13 protein-coding genes and 1 rRNA gene are annotated in these 19,429 nt (G+C 46.4%); 6 read left to right on the forward strand and 8 right to left on the reverse strand.

Going from position 1 to position 19,429, the window contains the following annotated elements:
- From H6G03_RS29115 to H6G03_RS29125, 3 genes are all read right to left on the reverse strand, one after another.
- A 16S ribosomal RNA gene (locus H6G03_RS29115) occupies positions 1 to 183 on the reverse strand; the annotation flags it as partial.
- A gap of 909 nt (positions 184 to 1,092) precedes the next feature.
- On the reverse strand, positions 1,093 to 2,565 hold the full coding sequence (locus H6G03_RS29120) for an ATP-binding protein (protein ID WP_190472646.1): 1,473 nt from the start codon (positions 2,563 to 2,565) through the stop codon (positions 1,093 to 1,095).
- Complete coding sequence (locus H6G03_RS29125; RefSeq protein WP_190472591.1) at positions 2,565 to 3,242, reverse strand: response regulator transcription factor; 678 nt, start codon at positions 3,240 to 3,242, stop codon at positions 2,565 to 2,567. The genes H6G03_RS29120 and H6G03_RS29125 overlap by 1 nt, the downstream gene beginning before the upstream one ends.
- A 135-nt stretch (positions 3,243 to 3,377) precedes the next feature.
- On the opposite strand from H6G03_RS29125, the gene H6G03_RS29130 reads away from it, so the two are divergent.
- The 6 genes from H6G03_RS29130 (at position 3,378) to H6G03_RS29155 (ending at position 9,321) form a co-directional block, all read left to right on the forward strand.
- The gene (locus tag H6G03_RS29130) at positions 3,378 to 3,848 is read left to right on the forward strand and encodes a Spy/CpxP family protein refolding chaperone (protein WP_190472594.1); all 471 of its coding nucleotides are present in this window, start codon (positions 3,378 to 3,380) and stop codon (positions 3,846 to 3,848) included.
- A gap of 296 nt (positions 3,849 to 4,144) precedes the next feature.
- Positions 4,145 to 6,154 (forward strand): efflux RND transporter periplasmic adaptor subunit, encoded by a 2,010-nt coding sequence (locus H6G03_RS29135; protein WP_190472596.1) that lies wholly within the window; start codon positions 4,145 to 4,147, stop codon positions 6,152 to 6,154.
- A 97-nt stretch (positions 6,155 to 6,251) separates the two neighbouring features.
- The gene (locus tag H6G03_RS29140; RefSeq protein ID WP_456057592.1) at positions 6,252 to 7,460 is read left to right on the forward strand and encodes an ABC transporter permease; all 1,209 of its coding nucleotides are present in this window, start codon (positions 6,252 to 6,254) and stop codon (positions 7,458 to 7,460) included.
- Between the two features lie 18 nt (positions 7,461 to 7,478).
- The gene (locus tag H6G03_RS29145) at positions 7,479 to 8,003 is read left to right on the forward strand and encodes a GNAT family N-acetyltransferase (RefSeq protein ID WP_190472601.1); all 525 of its coding nucleotides are present in this window, start codon (positions 7,479 to 7,481) and stop codon (positions 8,001 to 8,003) included.
- A gap of 14 nt (positions 8,004 to 8,017) precedes the next feature.
- Entirely contained in the window at positions 8,018 to 8,686 is a 669-nt protein-coding gene (locus H6G03_RS29150) for an ABC transporter ATP-binding protein (RefSeq protein ID WP_277926389.1), read from the forward strand.
- A gap of 440 nt (positions 8,687 to 9,126) precedes the next feature.
- Positions 9,127 to 9,321 (forward strand): hypothetical protein, encoded by a 195-nt coding sequence (locus H6G03_RS29155; RefSeq protein ID WP_190472604.1) that lies wholly within the window; start codon positions 9,127 to 9,129, stop codon positions 9,319 to 9,321.
- A 147-nt stretch (positions 9,322 to 9,468) separates the two neighbouring features.
- Here the strand turns inward: H6G03_RS29155 and gltD are convergent, their stop codons facing one another.
- The 5 genes from gltD to H6G03_RS29180 all read right to left on the reverse strand — a co-directional run bounded on the left by gltD (position 9,469) and on the right by H6G03_RS29180 (position 19,341).
- Positions 9,469 to 10,953 carry a glutamate synthase small subunit gene (gene gltD, locus H6G03_RS29160; RefSeq protein WP_190472607.1) on the reverse strand — a complete coding sequence of 495 codons (1,485 nt, stop codon included), beginning with the start codon at positions 10,951 to 10,953 and terminating at the stop codon, positions 9,469 to 9,471.
- A 562-nt stretch (positions 10,954 to 11,515) separates the two neighbouring features.
- Positions 11,516 to 12,361 (reverse strand): YwqG family protein, encoded by an 846-nt coding sequence (locus H6G03_RS29165; protein WP_190472610.1) that lies wholly within the window; start codon positions 12,359 to 12,361, stop codon positions 11,516 to 11,518.
- Between the two features lie 65 nt (positions 12,362 to 12,426).
- Positions 12,427 to 12,636, reverse strand: coding sequence for a hypothetical protein (locus H6G03_RS29170; RefSeq protein ID WP_190472612.1), 210 nt, complete (start codon positions 12,634 to 12,636; stop codon positions 12,427 to 12,429).
- A gap of 84 nt (positions 12,637 to 12,720) precedes the next feature.
- Positions 12,721 to 17,310 (reverse strand): glutamate synthase large subunit, encoded by a 4,590-nt coding sequence (gene gltB, locus H6G03_RS29175; protein ID WP_190472617.1) that lies wholly within the window; start codon positions 17,308 to 17,310, stop codon positions 12,721 to 12,723.
- A gap of 342 nt (positions 17,311 to 17,652) precedes the next feature.
- The gene (locus H6G03_RS29180; protein WP_190472621.1) at positions 17,653 to 19,341 is read right to left on the reverse strand and encodes an EAL domain-containing response regulator; all 1,689 of its coding nucleotides are present in this window, start codon (positions 19,339 to 19,341) and stop codon (positions 17,653 to 17,655) included.
- Between the last annotated feature and the right edge of the window lie 88 nt (positions 19,342 to 19,429).

A 19,429-nucleotide genomic window follows, 5' to 3' on the forward strand; every position in this document is an offset into this window, starting at 1 on the left:
ATCTTTCACCCGTAGGTTCATCCGGTATTAGCAGCGGTTTCCCTCTGTTATCCCCGACCTGAAGCTAGATTCTCACGCGTTACTCACCCGTCCGCCACTAGGGTATTGCTACCCCCGTTCGACTTGCATGTGTTAAGCATACCGCCAGCGTTCATCCTGAGCCAGGATCAAACTCTCCGTTTTGTAGTCATTTTTATTGACTTAAGAGTTTGTAGCTCTCAAAACTTTTAAATTATGCAATTAAAAGTTTTGGAATCCTATTATCGTTTTTTGTTTAGCTTTAAAAAGCTAAACAGTTCTTTTCTAAGAACTTTTGACGAGGATTGGATAGTTTAATTTGGCTTCCAAACTATTTATTTTTCTAGGTTCTGCTCGGCGTTTGATTTGTCTTTTCGACTTCTCTCTCGCCACTTCTCTAATATAACAGGTTTTTCGCGAATGTCTAGTGGTGAAATCAATTTTTTTTTGCTTTTTTTTTGGTTTCAGAGCACTTTTGAAAATCGCTTACACTACACCTGTAATTTTAGAGTTTATCGTTTAAAAGCAAAGGCTTTTCGCTGCCAAACGGTTTAGTTTTGTTTAGTTCGGGTTTTTGAAAGCTAGAGCTTGTCGCTCTTGACATCAAAAGCATTTGCCTTTCCCAGAGGAGGTTATGACTACACTTTTATTCCAGCCAAAATTACCTCTAGGCTAAGCATAAATACACTATCCCTACGTAAAATCAACCAACAGTTACAAAGCTACTGCAAAGCTTGCTTTTAAACTATTTTTATGTCTAGGTTCGGTGCGTTTTAAAACACAAAGTAATAGCTCTGTTTTTTTCGACGCTTTACCAAGATAGCAGATTTATTCCAGTTGTGTGTGAGAAAATCAAAAATTTTTTTGGGCTGAAGTCCGATTCCAGGCGCTGCTACCTTATGAAGGCTCTCAAAGCCAAACATTGAAGGCGTTACAAGCAAAAAATACTGCTCGGTTCGCTGTTACTTTTTGTTAAGTTCGGTATTTAAGAGTTAAAACTGCCGATCGCACGGTGGCGCTCTACACTTGCCGCCTTCTATATATTATAGGCAATTTGGGACAAACCTTTTGGCTCTAAGACGCCCCGATCGAGCTGACGCCGTGACGAGGGATAACCTCACTCGGTAAGGTCAAGGTAAAAGCAGTCTGACCGGATGGCGTTGGATCGAGCGTCAGTTCACCTTTGTGTGCGCGTGCGATTTCCCGCGCTAAACTCAGTCCCAGTCCTGTTCCCTCTACTTTGCGCGTTCGGGCGGGGTCGCCACGATGGAACCGATCGAATACGCGATCGCGATCGGACTCAGGAATATCCTTAGAACTGTTGGTAATGGTCACCAACACAACATTTGCCTGACGGTAGGCGTTAATCTCGATCCAACCATCTGGAAGATTGTACTTAATAGCATTACCGATGAGATTTTGCAATACTTGAACCAGTAAGTCGCGATCGCCTTGCACCTTCAATCCGGGTAGAATTTCCGTTTGTACCTCCAGATGTGGTGCCAGCAGTTCGATATCCTCCAGCATCTCGTTTAATAAATCGGACAAATCTACTTCCACCCGATGCAGACTCATCTGTCCGGCATCTGCCAAAGACAGCAGCAGCAGTTTCCGCACAATTCCGCTGAGACGGCGCACCTCATCTAACAAGCTGCTTAAACTTTGCTGCACATCCGATTCAGCTTCAACTTGTTGCAGAGTTCGTTCCAGTTCACCTTGCAAAATAGCTAGAGGTGTCTTAAGTTCGTGGGCGGCATCCGCACTGAAGCGAGAAGCTTGCTTAAAACTGCGTTCCAGGCGTTCCAACATTTGGTTAAACACCTGAATCAACTCTAGAAATTCTACATCCGTTGCACCGATCGGAACTCTTCGATCGAGTCCTTTGACCGTAACTTGTGCAATGGCAGCAGTTAACTGTTGGATGGAACATAAGGTACTGCCAGACAGACCCCACGCACCACCAAGAACCAGGAGCAGTAAGATAGGTATCGAAATCAAGAAGACATTGCGGATCGTCGCCATTTCTCGATCGATACCATTTAAACTAACAGCGATCGCAACACTGTGGCGGGGAAAAGCGATCGCACCTACACGCCAAATACCGTTTTTTGTGTGCTGAGTTGTAAATTGGGATAACTTCGGCGGCTGAATGCGACGAGATATTGGGCTTTTTTTATTGAAGGTCGGAACTGGTGGAAGTAACTGGTACGGACGGAATGGCAACAAGGATTTCAGATTGAGATCCCCAGACCACTCACTTGACTGATACAGGATTTCTCCGTTGTTACTTTCAGCTTTTATCGTAATAGGCGTTTGTGAGTTACTGCCAAACGCAAAATGTAAAGAAGTTTCGTAAGCTTGCCAATTAGTTTGCACTCGCGGACGTACAGCCATCAACAGTTGGGTTTCCAGTTCCGCGTCTAGGCGGCTTACCTTGGCATCGTAAATTAACCACCAGGAAATTCCGGCAAATCCCACGAGGGTGCTACCAGCTAGGGTAGCCGATAGTAAGGCGATTCGGAGCCGAAAAGAACGGAGTCCCACAATCAAGATTCTAATTTGCGAAAACGATACCCAACTCCCCGCACGCTTTCGATCCAACTCGATCCTTCAACGGGGTCTATCTTTTTGCGTATCCTTTGAATGCAGACATCAACCACATTAGTATTGGGATTGAAATCGTACCCCCAAACGTGTTCCAAGATTTGCGTGCGAGTAAAAACTCGTCCGGGAGAGCGCATGAGGTATTCCAGCAGGTTAAACTCGCGAGTAGTTAATTCTACGGTAATATCGTTGCAGGTGACTTCCCGTGCGATGCGATCGAGTTTAATTGGCCCAAGACAAAGCAAATTTTGCCGATCGCCAGAAGTTCGACGCACCACGGCATGAATGCGAGCAACCAACTCCTCCACAAAAAACGGTTTCGCTAAATAGTCATCCGCACCGAGATTCAGACCGACAATTCGGTCATCCAGTTCATTGCGAGCTGTAAGCAAAATGACTGGGACGTTGTTACCTGCCAAACGCAGACTTTTGAGGATAGTCAGTCCATCCTTCCCAGGCACCATGATATCAAGCACGATCGCATCGTATTGATTTTCCGTAGCGCGAACATAGCCTTCGTTGCCGTTATCGCAATAATCAACCACGAAACCCTGCTCTTTCAAACCTGTGCGGACAAAGTTAGCTATTTTTACCTCATCTTCAACGAACAGGACGTGCATAAACCTTTATTCTACTTCCGATCTCTACCTAGAAAAATTACAAAACTGTAATCCAGAAAATCAGTTTGTTGTCATTTTGGCAGATTTAAATAAAAAACATAGACATCTACCCATTCTCAAGACAAGGAGATCGTCATGCGGATTAATCGAGGACTGTTAGTTTTATCTGCGGTTACACTTTTAATGGGGGCTTCCGGTTTTATGGCTCCCAACAAAGTAGCAGCCAATCAGTCCGACCTGGTAGCACAAGATTCATCGCAACCCAACAGTAAACCGGAAGGTGCGAGGCGACGTGGAGGCAGAGGTTTTGCAGCTATCTCCGGGCTGACTGATGCTCAAAAAGACCAACTCAGACAAATTCATGAGTCTACTCGCCAGCAGATGGATGCCATCTTGACAGCAGAACAACGAGAACAAATGCGTACTGCCAGAGAACAACGTCAGCGTCCCAGTATAAATTTAACTGAAGATCAAAAAACGAGAATGAGAACAATTCGGGAGGACGCCAAGAAAAGAATGGAAGCTGTTTTGACCCCCGAACAGCGGCAACAACTCGAACAAATGCGTCAGCAAAGACCTCAACGTCCTCAACAACCTCAGTCTTAGTGACGCTAAGAGCTTATCCGAAAAATCGACATCTGCGTTCATCTGTGTTTATCTGTAAATATCTGTGGCTAAATCTCCTCAAAGATACTTTTCGGATCGCTCAAATTAAAGTAGCTTGGGTTGAGTTGGTTAAAATTTAACCACAGATGAAAAAAGATAAACACAGATGAACACAGATTTCTTACTCGAACCCAATCTACTATTCTTTTTAATCTAACGGTGTTGGGAAAACAGAGGCAAATCCAAATCGATATCCTAGAGAAACCATCCACAGCAATTGGGTAAGGCAAGGGAGGATGAAACTCGATTCACCGCCAGAGGTTACTTTAAAGCCTTCTCCGCAAGGCCCTGTTAAAAAGAGTTCGATCGTTAAATGGCTCGTTGGATTAATCGTTCTTGGGGCATTGGCAGGCGGAGGATACCTCGTTTACGTTCAACTGACAAATGCACCGCGCCAAGAAGCGAGACGTCGGATGCAGACGGTTTCTGTGGAACGAGTCAATTTACCGATTTCGATCTCCGCTAATGGAACTGTGCAACCAGAACGAGCAGTGAACATGAGTCCTAAGAACTCTGGCGTGTTGAAGCAGTTGCTGGTGAAGGAAGGCGATCGCGTGGAGGCAGGACAAATCTTAGCATACATGGATGATTCCAACCTGCAAGGGCAAATGACTCAAGCTAAAGCGCAACTAACATCGGCGCAAGCAAATCTGGATCGGCTTTTGGCAGGCAATCGTCCTCAAGAAATCGCGCAAGCAGAAGCGCAGTTAACATCGACGCAAGCAAATCTCGATCGGCTTTTGGCAGGCAATCGTCCTCAAGAAATCGGTCAAGCAGAAGCGCAGTTAACATCGGCGCAAGCAAATCTCGATCGGCTTTTGGCAGGCAATCGCCCCCAAGAAATCGGCCAAGCAGAAGCGCAGTTAACATCGGCGCAAGCAAATCTCGATCGACTTTTGGCAGGCAATCGCCCTCAAGAAATTGGCCAAGCAGAAGCGCAGTTAGCATCGGCACAAGCAAATCTCGATCGGCTTTTGGCAGGGAATCGCCCTCAAGAAATTGCCCAAGCAGAAGCGCAACTAACATCGGCACAAGCTAACTTACGACAGGCAGAACTTACTTTTAATCAAAACAAACAATTATATACAGCGGGTGCGATCGCTCTACGTGAGGTGGAAGCTTCCCGTAGTTCCTACGACACCGCCAAAGCCCAAGTCAAACAAGCACAGGAAGGTCTTAATCTGGTAAAATCGGGCACTCGTCCGGAAGAGATTGCCCAGGCACGCGCCGAGGTTAAACAAGCACAGGAAGCTCTTAATCTAGCGAGATCGGGTAGCCGTCCGGAAGAAATTGCCCAAGCACGCGCCGAGGTCAAACAAGCGCAAGAAGCACTCGCTTTGGTAAAAGCGGGCACTCGTCCGGAAGAAATTACCCAAGCACGCGCCGAGGTGAAAAAAGCACAAGAAGCACTAGATTTAGTAAAATCGGGCACTCGTACCGAAGAAATTACGCAAGCACGCGCCCAAGTCAAACAAGCACAAGAAGCCCTCAACCTGCAACGTGCTGGTACACGTCCGGAAGAAATTACGCAAGCACGCGCCCAAGTGATGAGCGCTGAAGGCGCTATGCAGACCATTCGCGCACAGGTTAACGATACCGTGATTCGCGCTCCCTTCAGCGGCGTTGTAACTCGCAAATTTGCCGATCCGGGTTCGTTTGTCACCCCAACTACTTCCAGCAGTTCGGTTTCTTCAGCTACCTCATCATCTATCTTGGCCTTAGCATCTCAAAATCAGATCGTTGCTAAGGTTGCAGAAACCAGCATCCCGCAAATTAAAGTCGGGCAAAACGTCACAATTGAAATTGATGCCTATCCAGGTAAGACATTTAAGGGCAAAGTTACCCAAGTTGCCACCCAGTCTACCGTGGAGCAAAACGTGACCAACTTTGAGGTGAAAACCTCGATCGATGACCCGGAAAACTTGCTGCGTGCGGGGATGAACGCCAACGTGGTGTTTGAGGTTGGCACGTTGAACAACGCTTTAGTGGTTCCCACTGTGGCGATTGTGCGCCAAGAGCAAGGAACTGGTGTGTATGTGTTAAACCCAGAAAGAGGCAGACCGCGATTTAAGCCGATCGCAACTGGACAAACAGTGGAGAATAAGACGGTGGTTGTGTCTGGACTGGAAGAAGGAGAACAAGTTTTAATTAGCTTTCCCCAAGGAAGACCCCAAACTAGGACACCTTCATTAATGCCGGGAATGGGGCCGCCAGGAGGAGGTAGAGGAGGTAGAGGGGGCTTTTAATATGAAGACAGAGGGTAGAAGGCAGCAATTTGAGAGGAAAGCCGGAAATTTGGGTCGAATTCATCCGACCGAAATTTCTCTGTTTGAGGTGCTGACAATGGCAGTGGAGGCGTTGTGGAGCAATCGCCTCCGGACGAGTTTGACGATGCTGGGCGTAATTATCGGTATTGCCTCGGTCATCATGGTGACATCGGTCGGACAGGGAGTCCAGAAGGCGACGGAGCAACAGATCCAAGCTTTGGGAACAAATGTGATGTTGGTGTTGGCGGGAGCGGCGCGGTATGGGGGTATCAGTCAGGGTGCGGGTTCGGCAGGTACGCTGACTTGGGAGGATGCCCAAGCGATCGCCAAACAAGTACCGGCAGCTACTGGTGTAACTGCTTACTTGCAGAGATCGGGACAGGTGGTGTATGGCGATCGCAACGTTTCCACTTTCATTCTGGGAGTTGATTTGAGCTATCCCGATGTCAAAGAAATTCATCCCCAGGAAGGGCAATTTTTCAGTCAAGACGACCTTGACAAAGCGGAACCTGTTGTGGTCTTAGGTAGCAAGGTGCGGAACGATTTGTTTCCCAGTGGACAACCTGCCGTCGGTTCCACCGTGCGGGTTCAGAGCGGACGCTACACTGTGATTGGGGTAATGGAGTCGAAAGGCTCGGTTGGCGGACAGGATCAGGACGATCGAGTTTATATTCCCCTCACTAATATGTCCCGTCGAATTGTGGGCAACAATGCCATTAATGGCACTGCTATTAACGGTTTGTGGCTGAAAGCGAAAGATCAAATCGACCTGGAAGCTGCCCAGTTTCAAGTTACAAACTTGTTACGAATTCGGCACAATATTTATCCGCCAGAACCGGATGATTTTCGCATCAGCAATCAGATAGATATTATCAATGCTTTTAGCAGCGTGGTGGGATTATTCACTGTTTTGATCGGTGCGATCGCAGGTATTTCTTTAATCGTCGGCGGGATTGGGATTGCTAACATTATGTTAGTTTCTGTGGTGGAACGCACTCGCGAAATTGGTATTCGCAAAGCTGTGGGAGCTACTAACAGGGCTATTTTGAGTCAATTTCTGGCTGAGGCAGTACTGGTTTCTCTGGCGGGAGGAGCTTTGGGTATTATTATCGGCATTAGTCTTACTTTTGCAATTGCTAATGTATTTAAATTTCCCTTTGTGCTTTCTGTCTGGTCAGCTGTCGCCGGACTCGTCCTCGCTATTACTGTAGGACTGATAGCTGGAGTTATACCCGCTCGAAATGCGGCAAGGCTCGATCCAATTGCGGCACTGAGAAGCGATTAAAGCAATCATATAAGAACTATGCCAAACCTACACATTGAAACAACGCGCCTGACCTGGCGACCTGTTGAGCTAACAGATCGAGATCGATTGCATAATTTGTGGATCGATCGACATATCCGGAGATACCTGTTTGACGATCGCATCGTCTCGCGAGATTGGACAGAAAACGAAATTATCAAGAGCGGAGAATCTTTTGCCAAATATAACTTCGGTCTGTGGTTAGTTTTTGCCAAACAAAGCGATAATTTTATTGGATTTTGCGGTTATCGCGTCCCGGATGAATCATCAGAACCAGAACTTTTGTACGGAATTAAATCGAACTATTGGTGTCAGGGGTTGGGAACGGAAGTAGCGCTTGCAGCAAGCAAGTATGCGTTCGCAAACCTTGGTTTTCAGCGCGTTATTGCTAGCGTAGATAAACCCAACTTAGCATCCGTTAAAGTCTTACAAAAGATCGGTATGAAGTCCGATCGGTCTGTTTGCGTTAATGGTACAGAGATTCTTTACTTTGTATTGAAACAGCAAGATTTAGAAACTTTTTAATTTTTGTTTTGTTTATGGCAACGATGATTTGGATGGAAGCTATCAGAAAAACCTACCGTTTGGGAGAGGTCGAGGTGCCTATTCTCAAAGGAATCGATCTCGCTATTGAAGAAGGCGAGTATGTCGCTATTATGGGCGCATCCGGTTCTGGCAAATCTACTTTGATGAATATTTTGGGGTGCCTCGATCGTCCTACTGATGGATATTATTTTCTAGAAGGCAGAAACCTGACAACGCTCAATAATGATGAGTTGGCTTATATACGCAATCAGCGGATTGGTTTTGTGTTTCAGCAGTTCAACCTCCTCCCCCGCGCCACAGCTTTAGAAAATGTGATGTTGCCGATGATTTATGCAGGCATTTCCAAATTTCAACGTCGTCGGCGTGCGGAGGAAGCGCTGAGTCGAGTTGGTTTAGGCCAAAGGTTTTTCAACCGTCCCAGTCAGCTATCTGGGGGACAACAACAAAGGGTAGCGATCGCCCGCGCTCTTGTCAACCGTCCTGCCCTTGTTCTAGCGGACGAACCTACAGGTGCTTTAGATACTCAAACCTCTTACGAAGTAATGGAGTTACTGACAGATTTGAACAATCAAGGCATCACCATAGTTATTGTTACCCACGAACCGGACATTGCTGCCCAAACTCACCGCACGATTCATGTCAAAGATGGCTTGGTGGTTTAATTTGTTAAATCTGGCTTTGAAGCATTACTTAATAAATCACAATAAAAAGCTTACAAACCTAACCATAATTTAATATACAGAAAATATCTGAATATTTACAGTCTCTCTTCACTAACCTACATTCGGTTCAAGTCATTGGTAAATATGGATAAATAGTTATCGTTACACAACGGATAAGCATTAACACTTAGTAAAGTAATTACTAATAATTGTTATAACTTTTGTTAAAGATTGGATACTCACTCGATCGCTAGGCAAAAGAGGGGTAAACGGTGAAAATCCTTACTGTATAAGCTTTTCCCTTTTCACCTTTTTGGCTTTGCTCTCCGAATCGTAAAAAATCCAGTAGAAAGTTATCTCATCTGTTTATGCTGAATCTGATTACAATATAATTAATTTAGACTGACTATTCGATCGGTCATATCAGTAGAGGTTACTCTATGCCACAAGTTAACTATACTATTCCTACCATCAGGACTCTGCAAGAATTGGATCGTGCTGTTGAGCGCTACAAAACCAGTAATCTAAGCGGTGGTGAACTTCTTTCTCTATGGCAAGCTATCCGCGATGCTTCTCTCAATCAGAACTTCTCAGAACCTAAGAATGATGGGGTTTCTGTTGAAAATAGCTACTAAGTTAGGGAGCTAACTATCTTCGCGAAAATCATCAATCTGGGCAATTGGGGGCGGCAATATTTAGAGCAGTTTTCATTTAGATAAAGTTTTCTGAGATCCCCGACTTCTTCAAGAAGTCGGGGATCTTTGTATCGCTAAAGATCTGAATTAAGGCAAATCGGTACTCCCCATCAGATACAAATCGCACTCGCGGGCGGCACCGCGACCTTCATTTATCGCCCAGACAATCAGGCTTTGACCGCGACGACAATCACCGGCAGCGAAGACGCCGGGAATACTGGTAGCGTATTTGCCATAATCGGCTTTGACGTTGCTGCGGGCATCGCGATCGAGTCCCAAGGCGTCCAGCAAAGGTTGTTCTGGGCCAAGGAAACCCATTGCTAGCAAAACTAGCTGGGCGGGAATCACTTTTTCCGTACCGGGGATGTGTTTGGGGATAAATTGACCTTTCTCGTTTTTCTCCCAGTCCACTTGTACGGTGTGGATGGCTTTGACGTGACCGTTTTCATCACCCTCGAACTTGGTGGCTGTTGTGAGATAGACGCGGGGGTCGCCGCCAAATTTAGCAGCCGCTTCCTCCTGACCGTAGTCCATTTTGTAAACTTTGGGCCACTCCGGCCAGGGGTTATTGGCAGCCCGTTCTTGCGGTGGCTGAGGTAGAATTTCTACTTGTACGAGGCTGTTGCAACCGTGGCGAATTGAAGTGCCCACGCAGTCAGTACCGGTATCGCCACCACCGATGATCGCGACATCTTTGCCTTCCGCAGAGATAAAGTCCTCTCCTGGTTTTCGATCCAGAATCGCTTTTGTATTGGCAGTAAGAAAATCCATTGCGAAGTAGATGCCCTTTAACTGGCGTCCTTCGATCGGCAAATCGCGCGGCTTAGTCGCACCTGTGCAGAGTAGGACGGCATCGAATTCCTTGAGGAGATTTTCGGCGGGAAAGTCTTTACCGACTTCGGTGTTGCAGATGAATTTCACACCTTCTTCTTCCAAGACTTTGAGACGGCGGAGAACTACTTGCTCTTTGTCCAGTTTCATGTTAGGGATGCCGTACATGAGCAATCCACCCGGACGATCGGCCCGTTCAAATACCGTTACCCAGTGACCCGCTTTATTGAGTTGGGCAGCAGCAGCCAGTCCGGCTGGGCCAGAACCAATGACAGCAACTCTCTTACCAGTGCGCTTGGTGGGTGCTTCCGGCGTTATCCAACCTTCCTCCCAACCTTTATCGATAATCGAACATTCAATATTTTTAATTGTGACTGGCGGATTGTGGATACCCAACACGCAGGAACCTTCGCAGGGTGCGGGACACACGCGCCCGGTGAATTCGGGGAAGTTGTTGGTTTTGTGCAAGCGATCGAGCGCTTCCCGCCACAGTCCCCGATACACAAGGTCATTCCATTCCGGGATCAAGTTATTCACCGGACAGCCGCTAGCCATACCGCTGATGACCGTTCCCGTATGACAAAACGGCGTACCGCAGTCCATACACCGCGCCGCCTGAGTGCGAAGCTTGTCATCCGGCATATGCAAATGGAATTCGTCCCAGTTGCGAACGCGATCGAGCGGGGCGAGTTCCGAGGGCAATTCGCGCAGAAATTCGATAAATCCTGTTGGTTTTCCCATAGTCGTGTCTCTTGGAAATAGGGGATAGGGGATAGGGGCTAGGGGCTAGGGGAAGAGGAATTTTGAATTTTGAATTTTGATTTCCCCTATGCCCTCAACCTAATCCAGAGTCTGTTATTTTAGCGCTTCTTGCTATTTTGCGATTGTAATTACATTAACTTTTAACAAGCTTACTTTTCTAGGTGGGATCGCGTAGTTGACGAAAGGCGATCGCGATCGAATTGTTGGCTTTTCTTGACATAGATATCTTAAAAGGGAAGAGAGAGAGGGAGGAATTTTGAATGATTGAATGATTGACTTTTGGCGTCCCCACTGGTTAATTGGACTTCGATCCCGTTTCGTGCCGTATCGCTTAGGTTCAAACTACCTCCGATAAACCACAAGAAAGTATGGGTATCGAGTAGTATTTTCATGGTGCATAAGCCTCAAAATCTTCCAAAGGAGCATCAAAATCATCCGACATTTCAACTAATCCTTTGGTTTTTGTATTTTAAATAAACTAAATTTATGTTTCAAATGGAAAACCATAGTAGGCTTTGATATCTTCAGCAAGCTACGATCGCTAGCTGCAATCCCAGTTGTACAAAACCTTGGAAAAATCGAGATTCTTCAAATCTGATTCTTTAATCCAAAAGTTGCAAACGCCTACATCTCCCCATTCAATATAAATTGTTTCAAATGCGCTGCCGTCAGAATCTATCTGTAGCAACAGGATATATGGCTCCTCTTCATTTAATAATTTTCTAGGATCGTTTTGAGTAAAGTGTGGATAACCTCCGATTTTGTGACCTTCCACAAATTTATTGCGGTATTCATCCCAAATAGCATTACCATTTTCTTCTAAAACTTCCCAAATTTCTGTTCCTATTAATTCTTCAAATCTATAATCACAATCTGAAATAGGCGCATATTTTAAACTGAAATTCAATGCAAAGCAGTCATCTTTATGGGGATTATATGAAGGAAAAACATAAAAAGGCGTATCCCCTAGCTGATTATTCTCCCATACCGTCGGAAGAAAATCAAAGTTAGTAACTAGGTTATCTTCGTTCGAGTCAGGGTTTGGGAAATAAATAACTCGAAAACCTGTCTGATTCGTTGGATTCTTAAAATCAAAACCGTATAATTCGTTTCTAGCTAGATAGAACTGGAGAATTCCTTTATCTGGAAATATTTCCAAGTGAGGAACTTCTGCAAAATTGATTTGTGCGAGCAAATAAAGGTAATCGCCTTCTGGAGTCTTAGGATAATCGAAATTTTTAGGTAAGTAGGGAAATCCGGCAAATTTACTTTGCCACAGACTCACGTTTCTTCTTAGGTGAGTTTCGATTTCAACATAAGGCTTAACCGTTGCTTCAAGCTTATTTATAAACAGTTCTAACTCAGGAGGAAAATCGAGTTTTTTCATTAGCCTAACCACATTACACTATTATTTGATTTTGTAAGTAAAACCAATAAATTTTCTTTTCCTACTCATTTAAATCTTTGACAATCCTCACAAACACCAGTAGCATCAAGTTTCATCTGTTTAAAGTGTTTAACCAAATGGTAACGACCGAAGAATTGTTTGGGCGCATCTGCACGATAGCCAATCGTTTTGCAAATGACACATTGAACCATCCACTTCCGGGTGCGCGGCTCGTCCAAATGCCATTCTGGGTCTTTTTCTTCGCTTTTTGGCATCGCGATTAACTCGATCTGTGACTCGTAAAAGTACGCACTCTCTCACTTTAACAAGGGGCTTTAAGCCCCTTGTTTCAAAACAGATCAACCACCACCGATACGAGCAACGTCACGAGCATTTTGCTCGAACGCCGCCGTTAGTGCTTCGTCACCACTTAACCCAGATTCAAACGCATTTTTCAAACACGCTAGCACCCGTTTGTAGTCGCGTGGCATTACTTTCACGAACTTCGGCAGCATTTCCTCCCAGTTCGCCAACACCTTCGCCGCTTTCTGACTCTTGGTATAGTTAACGTGATTTTCAATTAACTGGCGAAGTTCGGCAATTTCTTCGGGTTCTTCGAGTTTTTCCAACCCTACCATCGAAGTATTGCAGCGTGTCGGAAAGTCGCCTTTTTCATCCAGAATGTAGGCAACACCGCCACTCATCCCGGCGGCAAAGTTGCGTCCGGTACTACCCAGCACCACGACTTTACCGCCTGTCATGTATTCGCAACCGTGATCCCCCACTGCTTCTACAACGGTGTTGACACCAGAGTTGCGGACGCCGAAGCGTTCGCCCGCCACGCCGTTGATATAAACTTCACCCTTCGTTGCACCGTATAGCGCTACGTTACCGATGATGATGTTTTCTTCCGGTACAAAAGTCGAAGCTGCTGGCGGATAAACGATAATCTTACCGCCGGACAGCCCTTTACCTACGTAGTCGTTAGCATCGCCTTCCAGTTCTATGGTGACTCCTTTGGGTACGAACGCGCCCAAGCTTTGACCTGCGCTACCTTGGAAATGCAGGTGGATCGTATCTTCCGGTAAACCTTCCCAGTGGCGCTTGGTAATTTCGTTACCCAGAATTGTACCGACAACCCGGTTAACGTTTTTAATCGGTAGGGTAGCTTTTACTTTTTCGCCATTTTCGATCGCACTCTTACACAAATCCAGCAATACCGTTATATCCAGCGACTTATCCAAGCCGTGATCTTGCGGGATCTGGCAATAGCGACCGACTTCTGGGCCAACTTCCGGCTGGTAGAGAATCTTAGAAAGGTCGATATTCTTCGCTTTCCAATGCTCGATCGCTTTCTTCGGTTCCAGTATATCCGTGCGACCGACCATTTCATCCAAGCTTCGGAATCCCAATTGCGCCATGATTTCCCGCGCTTCTGTCGCCACGAACTTCATAAAGTTCACCGTATGCGCCGGATCTCCGGTAAAATTCTTTCTTAACACCGGGTTTTGCGTCGCTACCCCCACCGGACAGGTATTTAGGTGGCAAACACGCATCATAATGCAACCTAGCGTTACCAACGGCGCAGTGGAAAAGCCGAATTCTTCTGCACCCAGCAGCGCTGCAATTACCACGTCCCGACCCGTCTTCATTTGACCGTCGGTTTCCACTACGATGCGGCTACGCAGGTTATTCAATACCAGCGTTTGGTGAGTTTCCGCCAGTCCCAACTCCCAAGGCAACCCCGCGTGTTTGATCGAAGTTTGCGGCGATGCACCAGTACCACCGTCATAGCCGGAAATCAATACCACATCGGCGTGCGCTTTGGCAACACCTGCCGCGATCGTACCAACTCCCACTTCCGATACCAGTTTGACGCTAATTCGAGCATTGCGATTAGCATTTTTCAAATCGTGGATCAATTCGGCTAAGTCTTCGATCGAGTAAATATCGTGGTGCGGTGGTGGCGAAATCAAACCGACGCCGGGGGTCGAGTGGCGCACCTTCGCGATCCAAGGATAAACCTTACCACCGGGTAACTGACCACCTTCACCGGGTTTTGCACCCTGCGCCATCTTGATTTGGATTTCCCGCGCCTGCGATAAATACAAGCTGGTGACGCCAAAACGACCGGAAGCTACTTGCTTGATCGCGCTATTTTTCGAGTCTCCCCGATCGTTCGTCCAAGTATAGCGTTCCGGGTCTTCTCCGCCTTCTCCAGTATTCGATTTACCACCGATGCGGTTCATCGCGATCGCTAGCGTTTCGTGCGCTTCTTTCGAGATCGAACCGTAACTCATCGCACCTGTTTTGAAGCGCTTCATAATCGATTCGATCGATTCTACTTCTTCGATCGGTACTGGTTCGCGTTGCTTGAATTCCAGCAATCCCCGCAGCGTAAAGTGTTTCTGCCCTTGCTCGTTCACCAAACTTGCGTATTGCTTGTAAACTTCGTAACTACCATCCCGCACCGCTTTTTGCAAAGTATGGATCGTCTGCGGACTTAACAGATGCGCTTCACCATCTTTGCGCCACTGGTAGTCGCCACCCACATCTAAGGTGTGACCGTTTACTTCTCGGTCTGGGAAGGCGTGAGAGTGTCGCATAATCGCTTCTTTGGCGATTACCTCTAAATCAGCGCCTTCAATCCGCGAAGCAGTCCAAGTGAAGTATTTATCGATAACCGCCTTATTCAATCCGATCGCTTCAAAAATCTGCGCTCCCCGATAGCTTTGGATCGTAGAAATACCGATTTTAGATGCTACTTTTATTACACCTTTAGTTGCCGCTTTGATGTAATTCTTGCAGGCAGTCTTGTATTCGACATTCACCAACAAACCTTGCTCGATCATCTCGCCGATGGTCTCGAAAGCGACGTAAGGATTGATGGCGCAGCAACCGTAGCCGATCAGTGTAGCGTGATGGTGAACTTCGCGGGGTTCTCCAGATTCTAAAACGATACCTACTCGCGTTCGCGTACCTTCGCGGATCAGGTGGTGATGCAAACCCGCCACCGCCAGCAATGCCGGAATCGGAGCATTATCTTTATCTATGCCGCGATCGGACAAAATGATAATATTTGCGCCGTTGGAGATCGCTTCGTTTGCCCCTTCGCAAATCTGATCGATCGCCGTTTCCAGTCCCTTCACACCTAGTTTCGGATCGAAGAGTATCGGCAAAGTGACAGACTTGAATTCGCCTTCATTGACGTACTTCAGCTTTGCCAGTTCTTCATTGGTCAGAATTGGCGTTTTCAGTTTAATTAGGTGGCAGCTTTCCGGTTCTGGTTTAAGTAAATTACGTTCCGCGCCAATTGTAGTTTCTGCCGAAGTGATAATCTCTTCCCGAATCGAATCGATCGGCGGGTTAGTAACTTGGGCAAAAAGTTGTTGGAAATAATCGTAAAGTAGTTTAGGCCGATCGGACAGCACCGCCAAAGGCGTATCCGCACCCATCGATCCCACTGCCTCCACTCCATCCCGCGCCATCGGCGTCAGCAGCAGTCGCAGTTCCTCAAAGGTATAACCGAAAGCTATTTGGCGTTGGATCGTGGTGTTGGGTTCGTTCTCCAACAATTCCGGTGCGTCTTTCAACTCGGAAAGATCTACCAGATGTTTATTTAGCCATTCGCGATAGGGATGTTGGGTGACAATTTGCTGTTTGATTTCTTCGTCGGCGATGATGCGACCTTCTTCCATGTTCACCAAGAACATCCGACCCGGTTGCAGGCGACCCTTCAAAGCTACTCGTTCCGGTTCAATTGGCAACACCCCAGCTTCCGAAGCCATAATTACCAGGTCGTCTTTGGTGACATAGTAACGGGAGGGGCGCAAACCGTTGCGATCGAGTACCGCCCCCATCGATTTACCATCCGTGAACGCGATCGAAGCTGGGCCATCCCAAGGTTCCATCAAGCAGGAGTGGTATTCGTAGAACGCTTTTTTCTCATCGCTCATCGACTCATGCGCCGTCCACGGTTCCGGGATCATCATCATGACAGCGTGAGGCAGCGATCGACCTGACAACACTAGCAATTCTAAAGCGTTATCGAAAATCAATGAGTCGCTACCATCGATGTTGATAACTGGCTTGATTTTCTTGATATCTTCGCCAAAGAAGTCTGACTCGAACAGAGACTGCCGTGCGTGCATCCAGTTGATGTTACCGCGCAAAGTGTTGATTTCCCCGTTGTGGGCGATGTAGCGATAGGGGTGCGCCCTCTCCCAACTGGGGAAAGTATTCGTACTGAAACGCGAGTGTACCAGCGCCAAAGCACTTTGCATATCCGGATCGTGCAGTTCGGGATAATACTGCCCGACCTGCACCGGCATCAACATCCCCTTGTAAACAAGGGTACGACAGGAAAGGCTGCATGGATACCAGAACGGATCGATCGGCGGCTTGCGGATCGCATTGTGAGCGCGTTTGCGAATTACATACAGCTTCCGCTCAAACGCATCATCATCCACTATATCCGGCGATCGCTCCACAAACACCTGCTCCACAAACGGTTCGCTCGATTTCGCCGTATCCCCCAACGACGAATTATCCGTCGGTACATTGCGCCAGCCAATTACCTGCTGACCTTCCTCCGCCGCAATCCGTGTAAAAATCTCCCGACTTCTCTGGCGCGTCGCCAGATCGGGAGAAGAGTAGATAGTGCCAACTCCATACTGACCCGGTTCTGGCAATGCGATCCCTTCCGCTGCGGCAACTTTCTTAAGAAACTTGTGCGGTACCTGTATGAGAATACCCGCACCATCACCCGTGTTCACCTCACAACCGCAAGCACCCCGGTGGTCTAAGTTCAAGAGGATCGTCAGCGCTTGTTCTACAATCTCGTGCGACTTGTTCCCCTTCATGTGTACGATGAACCCAACCCCGCAGGCATCGCGCTCGAACTGTGGATCGTACAAACCCTGTTTTGGTGGCAGTCCAGTGCTATTCATTCTCGATGGCATATAAAGTGGCAAATGTATAACCAACCGCCATATAACGGCTGAATTACTTGTATAGCAAGACTCGCAAAAATAAAATCCTGCCTCTTTAAAGCTAACTTGGAAAGCTGTTAACTCTAGATAGACTAGATTTTCTAACGGGAGAGCCTTATAGGTGTAAGATCTTAAGGAAACTTTTAGCCGATGCGGTGGGAAGTTACGAAAATTATCAATTCGGCGTCGGGCGTCGGGAAAGTCAAAAGTCAAAAGTCAAAAGTCAAAAAGAAGAGGAAAAAGATTTATTCTCTCGCTCTCCTGCTTCCCCGCTCCCCCACTCCCCTGCTCCCCCGACGCCTAGCCCCTTTCAATCTTGTGCGCTGGAAATGCCTCTTTTTGTTGAATTTCGTCACATTTTTGTTTTCTCAAAATCGCAGCTTCGACGTCTGTTTGGACTCCATCGGCTACTACCTTAAGTTTGAGGCGATGTCCCATTTGAACGATCGCATTTAGAATCGGAACACTCTGTAAATTGGCAAAAGCCAAATTTGCTTCTATCTTCAAGTTATTTAGTCGTAATTTATCCAGATAATCTAGAGAAGTATGTTTGAGGCCAAAATTACTTATCGTAGTTTGAATGCCTAGCTTATGCCATGTCATTAGTTTTAATGCAGTGGCGTTAATGTTAGAACTATTGACAATGGTATCGGCTGGTATCTCCACCTCTAAAAAACGAGGTTCAATTCCTGCATCTTGACAGGCTTGAAGAATGGTTAATTCTATATCATTGTCTGTAAACATCTGTTCGGAAAGTGTCACAGCTACTCTTGCCGATGATATGCGGGAATGCCGCCAAAGTTTTGCCTGTTGACACGCAACACGCAACACCCATTCATTAATAGTTACTGTCAAGCCAGTTTCCTCGGCAACCGCAGCAGTTTTTTCTAGGGAAATTAAACCTCTAACTGGGTGTTTCCAATGCACTACTGCGCCCAAAGCAACGATTTTTTTATTACGAAGGTCTACTCTGGGTTGATAGAAAACCTGAAGTTCCTTTTGTTCCCAAGCCGAATGAAAATCAGCCCCAAGTTGCAAATCTCTGGAGAATTCATGTCCGAAAATTGGTCGGCTATAAACCACACAGCGATTACCTCCTTCCCGCTTAGCAGAATTCATGGCTATACTGGCTTGTTTTTGCAATTCTTCTAGCGTCGGAGCAGATGGATAAAAGGAAATACCGATACTAGCTGTAAGCAGAATAGATTTATTATCGATGTCAAAAGGTTGGGCAATAATTTTGAGAATATCTTGCGCTATACCCACTCCTGAATCTTGGTCAGCAATGGGTGGCAAAACAATAGCAAACTCATCGCCACTCACTCTAACTATACCCGATCCTTCAATTCTTTTGCCAAACAAAATCAATCGTTGTGCGAGTTGTTGCAAAACTAAATTGCCGTTGGAATAACCCAAAGTATCGTTAATTCTGGTAAATCTGTCTAAACCTAACAGCAAAAAAGGAACTAAACGCTTGCTTCTGTCGGTTTTAACGATCGATCGCGCCAAATAACCCTCATCTCCCTGTAAAGCTGATGGATTCGGCAAATTAGTTAAAGCATCGTAGTGTTCTAAATGTTCTACTCGCTCTACAACAGATTTAAGTTTTTGATTTTGTTGAGCAACGCGATTTAGTCGAGCAGTAATCGCTTCCAGTAATTCGTAGGGAGTAAACGGCTTAGTAATATAGTCATCAGCACCTAAGTTCATCCCTAAGCGCAAGTCTACTCGATCGCACTTAGCCGTTAGAAATATGAAGGGAAGATCGGCGGTGGCTGGGTCTTGACGTAACTGTGCAATTACACCATAACCATCCATTTCTGGCATCATGATGTCGCAAAGAACCAGGTCGAATTTATTTTGGCGAGCCAGTTCTAAACCAATTCGCCCATTTTTAGCTACCATTACCTGGAAATCTTTAGCTTCCAGAAACTCTTGAACGTTGTCACGGATTTCAGCAGTATCTTCAATAACTAATATCTTTTTCATGGCGGCACCTTTTATAGGGGCTAGGGACTAGATTGAGGGTTTGGCGGAATTAATAACTTCCGCGATACCTTGGTGGTTGATGCAGTTA

The organism is Aerosakkonema funiforme FACHB-1375 (assembly GCF_014696265.1).
In the GTDB taxonomy this organism is placed as follows: domain Bacteria; phylum Cyanobacteriota; class Cyanobacteriia; order Cyanobacteriales; family Aerosakkonemataceae; genus Aerosakkonema; species Aerosakkonema funiforme_A.